The sequence below is a fragment of the Pseudomonas sp. HMWF006 genome (assembly GCF_003061205.1).
Classification (GTDB): domain Bacteria; phylum Pseudomonadota; class Gammaproteobacteria; order Pseudomonadales; family Pseudomonadaceae; genus Aquipseudomonas; species Aquipseudomonas monsensis.
In genome coordinates this window covers 1-10,230 of sequence record NZ_QAIU01000518.1, presented here as the reverse complement: position 1 = coordinate 10,230, position 10,230 = coordinate 1, and the positions used below count along the sequence as shown (strand labels likewise).

Below are 10,230 nucleotides of genomic sequence, written 5' to 3'. Positions count from 1 at the left end.
ACGCGAGTCAGAGCAGCGGTCAGAGTGGTTTTACCGTGGTCAACGTGACCGATGGTGCCAACGTTGACGTGCGGTAGGGAACGATCAAATTTTTCTTTAGCCACGACAATTAACTCCTAGCCTAAAGGGGCTGAATCAGCCTTGTTTTTTGGTTACGGATTCGACGATGTGCGACGGAGCCGTATCGTATTTTTTGAATTCCATAGAGTAGCTTGCGCGACCCTGAGACATGGAACGAACGTCGGTCGCATAACCGAACATCTCACCCAGCGGAACCTCGGCACGGATAACCTTGCCGGACACTGTGTCTTCCATACCCTGGATCATGCCGCGACGACGGTTAAGGTCGCCCATCACATCACCCATATAGTCTTCAGGCGTAACAACCTCTACCGCCATGATCGGCTCAAGCAACTCACCACCGCCCTTCTGGGCCAGTTGCTTGGTCGCCATGGAAGCAGCCACCTTAAACGCCATCTCGTTGGAGTCGACGTCGTGGTAAGAACCATCGAACACGGTAGCCTTCAGGCCGATCAGCGGATAGCCGGCAACAACGCCGTTCTTCATCTGCTCTTCGATACCCTTCTGGATAGCCGGGATGTATTCCTTAGGAACCACACCACCTACTACTTCGTTCACGAATTGCAGACCTTCCTGACCTTCGTCAGCAGGAGCAAAACGGATCCAGCAGTGACCGAACTGACCACGACCGCCGGATTGACGAACGAACTTGCCTTCGATTTCACAGTTCTTCGTGATGCGCTCACGATACGAAACCTGAGGCTTGCCGATGTTGGCTTCGACGTTGAACTCACGGCGCATCCGGTCAACCAGGATGTCCAGGTGCAGCTCGCCCATGCCGGAGATGATCGTTTGACCAGTCTCTTCATCAGTCTTAACGCGGAAAGACGGGTCTTCCTGAGCAAGTTTGCCCAGAGCGATACCCATTTTTTCCTGGTCATCCTTGGTCTTAGGCTCTACGGCAACCGAAATAACCGGCTCCGGGAAGTCCATGCGAACCAGGATGATTGGCTTGTCAGCGTTGCAGAGGGTTTCACCAGTGGTGACGTCCTTCATGCCGATCAGGGCCGCGATGTCGCCAGCGCGTACTTCCTTGATCTCTTCACGGGCGTTTGCGTGCATTTGCACCATACGACCCACGCGCTCTTTCTTGCCTTTAACCGAGTTGATTACGCCGTCGCCGGAGTTCAACACGCCCGAGTAAACACGGACGAAGGTCAAGGTACCCACGAATGGGTCGGTAGCGATTTTGAACGCCAGAGCAGCAAACGGCTCGTCATCACTTGCGTGACGCTCCATTTCCTCTTCCTCGTTATCAGGGTTGGAACCCTTGATAGCAGGAATATCGGTAGGAGCAGGCAGGAAGTCGATAACGGCGTCGAGAACCAGGGGAACGCCCTTGTTCTTGAACGAAGAACCGCAAACAGCCAGAACGATTTCGCCGGCGATAGTACGCTGACGCAAAGCAGCTTTGATCTCTTCGATCGACAGCTCTTCGCCTTCCAGGTACTTGTTCATCAGCTCTTCGTTGGCTTCGGCAGCAGCTTCAACCATGTTGTTGCGCCACTCTTCAGCCAGCTCTTGCAGCTCGGCAGGAATGTCCTTGCGAACAGGGACCATACCCTTGTCGGAGTCATTCCAGTAGACAGCTTGCATGTTGATCAGATCGATCTGACCCTGGAAGTTGTCTTCGGAGCCGATTGCCAACTGGATTGGCACCGGAGTGTGACCCAGACGCTGCTTGATCTGACCGATCACGCGCAGGAAGTTAGCGCCAGCACGGTCCATCTTGTTTACGTAAACAAGACGTGGAACGCCGTACTTGTTGGCCTGACGCCATACGGTTTCCGACTGAGGCTCAACACCCGAAGTACCGCAGAACACAACGACAGCGCCGTCGAGTACGCGCAGGGAACGCTCTACTTCAATAGTGAAGTCTACGTGGCCCGGGGTATCGATTACGTTGAAGCGATGCTCGTGCGGGTACTGCTTCTCGGAACCTTTCCAGAAGGCGGTAATAGCAGCAGAAGTAATGGTAATACCACGCTCCTGCTCCTGAACCATCCAGTCTGTGGTCGCGGCGCCGTCATGCACCTCGCCCATTTTGTGACTTTTGCCGGTGTAAAACAGAACGCGCTCGGTGGTGGTGGTTTTACCAGCATCCACGTGAGCGACGATACCGATGTTACGGTAGCGGCTAATCGGAGTAGTACGAGCCATAAAGCCCTCGCAAAATTAGTGAAGCTAAAATTAGAAGCGGTAGTGCGAGAAAGCTTTGTTAGCTTCGGCCATACGGTGCACGTCTTCACGCTTCTTAACAGCAGCACCTTTACCTTCAGCAGCATCCAGCAGCTCGCCAGCCAAGCGCAGAGCCATAGACTTCTCGCCGCGCTTACGGGCGAAGTCTACCAACCAGCGCATTGCCAGAGCGTTACGACGGGAAGGACGAACCTCGACCGGAACCTGGTAAGTAGCACCACCAACGCGGCGCGACTTCACTTCGACCAGCGGAGCGATGGCGTCGAGTGCTTTTTCGAAGAGTTCCAGGGGATCGGTGCCGGCCTTACGAGCCGCAACGGTTTCCAGGGCACCATAAACGATACGCTCGGCAACGGCTTTCTTGCCGCTTTCCATAACGTGGTTCATGAATTTGGCGAGGATCTGGCTTCCGTATTTCGGATCGTCCAGAATCTCACGCTTTGCTGCTACGCGACGTCTTGGCATGATAAGCCCTCAAGCGGTCTTCAGGTTAGCTCGGGACAGATCCGATGGATGCGTGCCCGACCTTACTCTTATCGACTCAATAAAATAAAAATCTGCAAAACGACCGATTACTTCGGACGCTTGGTACCGTACTTCGAACGACCCTGGTTACGGCCTTTAACGCCGGAAGTATCCAAGGAGCCGCGAACGGTGTGGTAACGAACACCTGGCAAGTCTTTTACACGACCGCCGCGGATCAGTACCACGCTGTGCTCTTGCAGGTTGTGGCCTTCACCACCGATGTACGAGGAAACCTCGAAACCGTTGGTCAGACGCACACGGCATACTTTACGCAGTGCCGAGTTAGGTTTTTTCGGCGTAGTGGTGTACACACGGGTGCACACGCCACGACGTTGCGGGCAGTTCTGCAGCGCAGGTACGTCGGATTTCTCGACGATACGCTTACGCGGCTGACGTACCAGCTGGTTGATAGTTGCCATCTACTAGCTCCACTGTTGTCTTGCGACGCTATTGTCTTGCAAGAAAAGCAAAATGGCAGGAACGAATTCCCGCCAAATTTAGGGGATCAAGAGTCTAAAGAGGATCTTGCCCCCAGTCAAGGCAAGGCCCCGACCTCCCCGCCCGTCGAACCTTGACAATTTGTCTCGATTCGACGAACGGAGCGATCAGGGCCTCAGCTCATTTATCGCAGAACTCAGTTACCGCTCGAGTTCAGCGCTTCGGTCAGTGCAGCTTCCACTTCACTGGCGCTTACGCGCAACGGTTTGTCAGCATCACGGCGGCGTTTGCGCTCGCTGTGATAAGCCAGACCGGTACCGGCCGGGATCAGACGACCCACGACCACGTTTTCTTTCAGGCCGCGCAGATAATCGCGCTTGCCGGTGACTGCCGCTTCGGTCAGTACGCGGGTGGTTTCCTGGAAGGAAGCCGCGGAGATGAACGATTCGGTCGACAACGACGCCTTGGTAATACCCAGCAGAACGCGAGTGAACTTGGAGACAAACTTGTCTTCCGCGTTCAGACGCTCGTTCTCTACCAGTACGTGAGTCAGTTCCATCTGGTCGCCCTTGATGAAGCTGGAATCGCCGGACTCGGAGATCTCAACTTTACGCAGCATCTGACGCAGAATGGTCTCGATGTGCTTGTCGTTGATCTTCACGCCTTGCAGACGATAAACGTCCTGGATCTCGTTAACGATGTACTTGGCCAGCGCGCTCACACCCAGCAGACGCAGGATGTCGTGCGGATCGCTCGGACCGTCGGAGATAACTTCGCCGCGGTTTACCTGTTCGCCTTCGAACACGTTCAGGTGACGCCACTTCGGAATCAGCTCTTCATACGGATCGCTACCGTCGTTCGGGGTGATAACCAGACGGCGCTTGCCTTTGGTCTCTTTACCGAACGCGATGGTGCCGCTGACTTCAGCCAGAATCGACGCTTCTTTCGGACGACGAGCTTCGAACAGGTCGGCAACACGCGGCAGACCACCGGTGATGTCACGGGTCTTCGAAGTTTCTTGCGGGATACGCGCGATAACATCACCGATCGCAATCTTCGCACCGTCAGCCACACCGACCAGGGCGTTGGCTGGCAGGAAGTACTGAGCGATAACGTCAGTGCCTGGCAGCAACAGATCCTTGCCGTTGTCGTCGACCATCTTCACTGCTGGACGGATTTCTTTGCCCGCAGCTGGACGATCTTTCGCGTCGAGTACTTCAATGTTGGTCATACCGGTCAATTCGTCAGTCTGACGCTTGATCGTGATGCCTTCTTCCATGCCCACGTAGGTCACGGTACCTTTCATTTCGGTAACGATCGGGTGAGTGTGCGGATCCCACTTGGCCACGATTGCGCCAGCGTCGACCTTGTCACCTTCTTTAACCGAAATCACGGCACCGTACGGCAGCTTGTAACGCTCGCGCTCACGACCGAAGTCATCAGCGATTGCCAGCTCACCGGAACGGGACACAGCAACCAGGTGGCCATCCACACGCTCAACGTGTTTCAGGTTGTGCAGACGGACAGTACCGCCATTCTTCACCTGAACGCTGTCGGCTGCGGAAGTACGGCTTGCCGCACCACCGATGTGGAACGTACGCATCGTCAGCTGGGTACCCGGCTCACCGATGGACTGGGCAGCGATAACGCCGACCGCTTCACCGATGTTCACCTGGTGACCGCGAGCCAGATCACGGCCGTAGCACTTGGCGCAAATGCCATAGCGGGTTTCGCAGCTGATCGGCGAACGCACGATCACTTCGTCGATGCTGTTCAGCTCGATGAATTCAACCCACTTCTCGTCTACCAGAGTACCGGCAGGAACGATTACGTCCTCGGTGCCTGGCTTGAATACGTCACGGGCAATAACACGACCCAATACGCGCTCACCCAACGGCTCTACAACGTCACCGCCTTCAATGTGCGGAGTCATCAGCAGACCGTGTTCGGTGCCGCAATCGATCTCGGTTACAACCAGATCCTGCGCCACGTCTACCAGACGACGAGTCAGGTAACCGGAGTTCGCAGTTTTCAACGCGGTATCCGCCAGACCTTTACGAGCACCGTGAGTCGAGATGAAGTACTGGAGTACGCTCAGACCTTCACGGAAGTTCGCAGTAATCGGCGTTTCAATGATGGAACCGTCCGGCTTGGCCATCAGACCACGCATACCGGCCAGCTGACGAATCTGTGCTGCGGAACCCCGCGCACCCGAGTCGGCCATCATGTACATCGAGTTGAAAGACTCTTGGTCGACTTCGTCGCCGTGACGGTCGATGACTTTCTCTTTCGAGAGGTTGGCCATCATCGCCTTGGAAACTTCATCGTTCGCCTTCGACCAAAGGTCGATCACTTTGTTGTACTTCTCGCCCTGGGTTACCAGGCCGGAGGCGTACTGGCTCTCGATCTCTTTCACTTCGTCGGTGGCTGCACCGATGATGCGGGCTTTTTCGTCCGGGATAACGAAGTCGTTAACACCGATGGAAACGCCGGAGATGGTCGAGTAAGCGAAACCGGTGTACATCAACTGGTCAGCGAAGATCACGGTCTCTTTCAAACCAACCACGCGGTAGCACTGGTTGATCAGCTTGGAGATCGCCTTTTTCTTCATTGGCAGGTTGACGACGTCGTACGACAGACCTTTTGGCACAACCTGGAACAGCAGCGCACGGCCGACAGTGGTGTCGACGATACGGGTGCCGCTTACGCTGTTGCCGTCACGGTCGTTGACGGTTTCGTTGATACGAACCTTAACCTTGGCGTGCAGTGCGGCTTCGCCGGCACGGAACACACGGTCAACTTCCTGCAGATCCGCAAATACACGACCTTCGCCCTTGGCGTTGATCGCTTCACGAGTCATGTAGTACAGACCCAATACAACGTCCTGCGACGGAACGATGATTGGCTCACCGTTGGCTGGCGACAGAATGTTGTTGGTCGACATCATCAACGCACGCGCTTCGAGCTGGGCTTCCAGCGTCAGCGGTACGTGCACGGCCATTTGGTCGCCGTCGAAGTCGGCGTTGTACGCGGCGCAGACCAGAGGGTGCAGCTGGATAGCCTTACCTTCGATCAGTACCGGTTCAAACGCCTGGATACCCAGACGGTGAAGGGTCGGTGCACGGTTGAGAAGAACCGGGTGTTCGCGAATCACTTCAGCGAGAACGTCCCAAACCTCTGGCAGTTCGCGCTCGACCATTTTCTTGGCCGCTTTGATGGTGGTCGCGAGACCACGCATTTCCAGCTTGCCGAAAATGAACGGTTTGAACAGCTCGAGAGCCATCTTCTTCGGCAGACCGCACTGATGCAGACGCAGGGTCGGGCCTACGGTAATTACCGAACGACCGGAGTAGTCAACACGCTTACCGAGCAAGTTCTGACGGAAACGACCTTGCTTACCCTTGATCATGTCAGCCAGGGATTTCAGAGGACGCTTGTTCGAACCGGTGATAGCGCGGCCACGACGACCGTTGTCGAGCAGTGCATCGACCGCTTCCTGCAACATACGCTTTTCGTTGCGCACGATGATGTCCGGAGCGGACAGATCCAGCAGGCGCTTCAAACGGTTGTTACGGTTGATCACTCGACGATACAGATCGTTGAGGTCGGAAGTCGCGAAGCGACCGCCATCCAGCGGGACCAGTGGACGCAGATCTGGCGGCAGAACCGGCAGAACGGTCAGCACCATCCACTCTGGCAGGTTGCCGGAACCCTGGAAGGCTTCCATCAACTTCAGACGCTTGGACAGCTTCTTGATCTTGGTTTCGGAGTTGGTTTGCGGAATTTCTTCACGCAGACGGCCAATCTCGTGTTCCAGGTCGATAGCGTGCAGCAGTTCACGGACAGCTTCTGCACCCATGCGGGCGTCGAAGTCGTCACCGAACTCTTCCAGCGCTTCGAAGTACTGCTCGTCGTTCAGCAGCTGACCTTTTTCAAGGGTGGTCATGCCTGGATCGATAACGACATAGCTCTCGAAGTAGAGAACGCGTTCGATATCACGCAGGGTCATGTCCATCAGCAGGCCGATACGCGACGGCAGCGATTTCAGGAACCAGATGTGGGCTACCGGCGAAGCCAGTTCGATGTGCGCCATGCGCTCACGACGAACCTTGGCCAGTGCAACTTCAACGCCGCACTTCTCGCAGATCACACCACGGTGCTTCAAGCGCTTGTACTTACCGCACAGGCACTCGTAATCCTTTACCGGGCCAAAGATCTTGGCGCAGAACAGACCGTCACGCTCAGGTTTGAACGTACGGTAGTTGATGGTTTCCGGCTTTTTAACTTCACCGAACGACCACGAGCGGATCATCTCAGGCGAGGCCAATCCGATACGGATGGCGTCGAACTCTTCGACTTGACCCTGGTTTTTCAGCAAATTCAGTAGGTCTTTCAAGGCCTTTCCTCCTGGCGGAGCAGAGAGCGGGCAATCCTGCCCCGCTCTCGATTCGCGTCACGTGTTATTCGGTTTCCAGATCGATATCGATGCCGAGGGAACGAATTTCCTTGATCAACACGTTGAAGGACTCGGGCATGCCCGGCTCCATACGGTGATCGCCATCCACGATGTTTTTGTACATCTTGGTACGGCCGTTCACATCGTCCGACTTCACTGTGAGCATTTCTTGCAGAGTGTAAGCAGCACCGTATGCTTCCAGTGCCCAGACCTCCATCTCCCCGAAACGCTGACCACCGAACTGCGCCTTACCACCCAGCGGCTGCTGGGTAACCAGGCTGTACGAACCGGTAGAACGCGCGTGCATCTTGTCGTCTACCAAGTGGTTCAGCTTCAGCATGTACATGTAGCCAACGGTAACTGGACGCTCAAACTTGTTGCCGGTACGGCCGTCAGTCAGCTGCATCTGGCCGCTTTCCGGCAGGTCTGCCAGTTTCAGCATGGCCTTGATTTCGCTTTCCTTGGCGCCGTCGAACACTGGGGTGGCCATTGGAACACCGCCACGCAGGTTCTTCGCCAGATCCAGGATTTCCTGATCGGAGAAGCTGTCCAGATCTTCGTTACGACCGCCGATCTGGTTGTAGATCTCGTCCAGGAAGGTACGCAGCTCAGCGACTTTACGCTGCTCTTCGACCATCCGGTTGATCTTCTCGCCCAGACCTTTGGCTGCGAGGCCCAGGTGGGTTTCAAGGATCTGACCAACGTTCATACGCGAAGGTACGCCCAGCGGGTTGAGGACGACGTCGACCGGGGTGCCATTGGCATCGTGCGGCATGTCTTCAACCGGCATGATCACGGAGACCACACCTTTGTTACCGTGACGACCGGCCATCTTGTCGCCCGGCTGGATGCGACGACGGATTGCCAGGTAAACCTTGACGATTTTCAGCACGCCTGGAGCCAGGTCATCGCCCTGCTGCAGTTTGCGCTTCTTGTCTTCGAACTTGTCGTCGAGCAGACGGCGGCGATCAACGATGTAGGCCTGAGCCTTCTCGAGCTGCTCGTTCAGAGCATCTTCAGCCATGCGCAGTTTGAACCACTGACCATGCTCAAGACCGTCGAGTACTTCGTCGGTGATGTCCTGACCCTTCTTCAGACCGGCGCCGCCTTCAGCCTTGTGGCCTACCAGAGCGGAGCGCAGACGTTCGAAGGTCGCGCCTTCAACGATACGGAACTCTTCGTTCAGATCCTTGCGGATCTCGTCCAGCTGGGACTTCTCGATCGACAGTGCACGAGCATCACGCTCAACGCCGTCACGGGTGAAGACCTGTACGTCGATGACAGTACCTTTGGTGCCGGTAGGCACGCGCAGGGAGGTGTCTTTAACGTCGCTGGCTTTTTCACCGAAGATCGCACGCAGCAGTTTTTCTTCCGGAGTCAGCTGGGTCTCGCCTTTCGGAGTGACCTTGCCCACCAGGATGTCGCCTGCGCCTACTTCAGCACCTACGTAAACGATACCGGCTTCGTCCAGCTTGTTCAGTGCAGCTTCACCCACGTTCGGGATGTCCGCAGTGATTTCCTCTGGGCCAAGCTTGGTGTCACGGGCCACACAGGTCAGTTCCTGAATGTGGATCGTGGTGAAACGGTCTTCCTGAACAACACGCTCGGACAGGCAGATGGAGTCTTCGAAGTTGAAGCCGTTCCATGCCATGAACGCGATGCGCATGTTCTGACCCAGCGCCAGTTCACCCATGTCGGTGGACGGGCCGTCGGCCATGATGTCGCTACGCTGAACGCGATCACCCTTGCTCACCAGCGGACGCTGGTTGATGCAGGTGTTCTGGTTCGAGCGGGTGTATTTGGTCAGGTTGTAGATGTCGACACCCGCTTCACCGGTTTCGACTTCATCATCAGCAACACGAACCACGATACGGCTGGCGTCGACGGAATCGATCACGCCGCCACGACGAGCCACGACGCAAACGCCGGAGTCACGGGCTACGTTACGCTCCATGCCGGTACCTACCAGCGGCTTGTCAGCGCGCAGGGTTGGTACAGCTTGACGCTGCATGTTCGAACCCATCAACGCACGGTTGGCGTCGTCGTGCTCGAGGAACGGAATCAGCGACGCTGCGACCGAAACTACCTGCTTCGGCGAAACGTCCATCAAAGTGACGTCTTCCGGCGCCTTGACGGTGAATTCGTTCAGGTGACGTACGGCTACCAGTTCGTCGATCAGGACTTTCTGGTCGTTCATGGTCGCCGAAGCCTGCGCGATCACGTGATCGGCTTCTTCAATGGCGGACAGGAACACGATCTCGTCGGTGACCACACCCTCTTTCACCACGCGGTACGGGCTTTCCAGGAAGCCGTACTGGTTGGTGCGAGCGTAAGCCGCCAGGGAGTTGATCAGACCGATGTTCGGACCTTCCGGCGTTTCGATCGGGCATACACGGCCGTAGTGAGTCGGGTGTACGTCACGAACTTCAAAGCCTGCGCGCTCACGAGTCAGACCACCAGGGCCGAGTGCAGAAACACGACGCTTGTGGGTGATCTCGGACAGCGGGTTGTTCTGGTCCATGAACTGAGAC

Annotated in this window: 6 protein-coding genes; all 6 read right to left on the bottom strand. The window is 56.2% G+C overall.

Annotated elements, in window-relative coordinates:
• On the bottom strand, positions 1-104 hold a 104-nt coding region (locus DBR24_RS23145; RefSeq protein WP_146051608.1), incomplete at its 3' end, for a GTP-binding protein.
• 31 nt (positions 105-135) lie between these two features.
• Complete coding sequence (gene fusA / locus DBR24_RS23140; protein ID WP_064589462.1) at positions 136-2,241, bottom strand: elongation factor G; 2,106 nt, start codon at positions 2,239-2,241, stop codon at positions 136-138.
• A 30-nt stretch (positions 2,242-2,271) separates the two neighbouring features.
• Entirely contained in the window at positions 2,272-2,745 is a 474-nt protein-coding gene (rpsG, locus tag DBR24_RS23135) for a 30S ribosomal protein S7 (protein WP_016772941.1), read from the bottom strand.
• Positions 2,746-2,852: 107 nt separating this feature from the next.
• Positions 2,853-3,224 carry a 30S ribosomal protein S12 gene (gene rpsL, locus DBR24_RS23130; RefSeq protein WP_003186084.1) on the bottom strand — a complete coding sequence of 124 codons (372 nt, stop codon included), beginning with the start codon at positions 3,222-3,224 and terminating at the stop codon, positions 2,853-2,855.
• Positions 3,225-3,439: 215 nt separating this feature from the next.
• A complete protein-coding gene (rpoC, locus tag DBR24_RS23125; RefSeq protein ID WP_007962225.1) occupies positions 3,440-7,639 on the bottom strand; it encodes a DNA-directed RNA polymerase subunit beta' in 4,200 nt (1,399 codons plus the stop codon).
• 64 nt (positions 7,640-7,703) lie between these two features.
• The coding region (gene rpoB, locus DBR24_RS23120) for a DNA-directed RNA polymerase subunit beta (RefSeq protein WP_128615912.1) at positions 7,704-10,230 on the bottom strand (2,527 nt) is incomplete at its 5' end.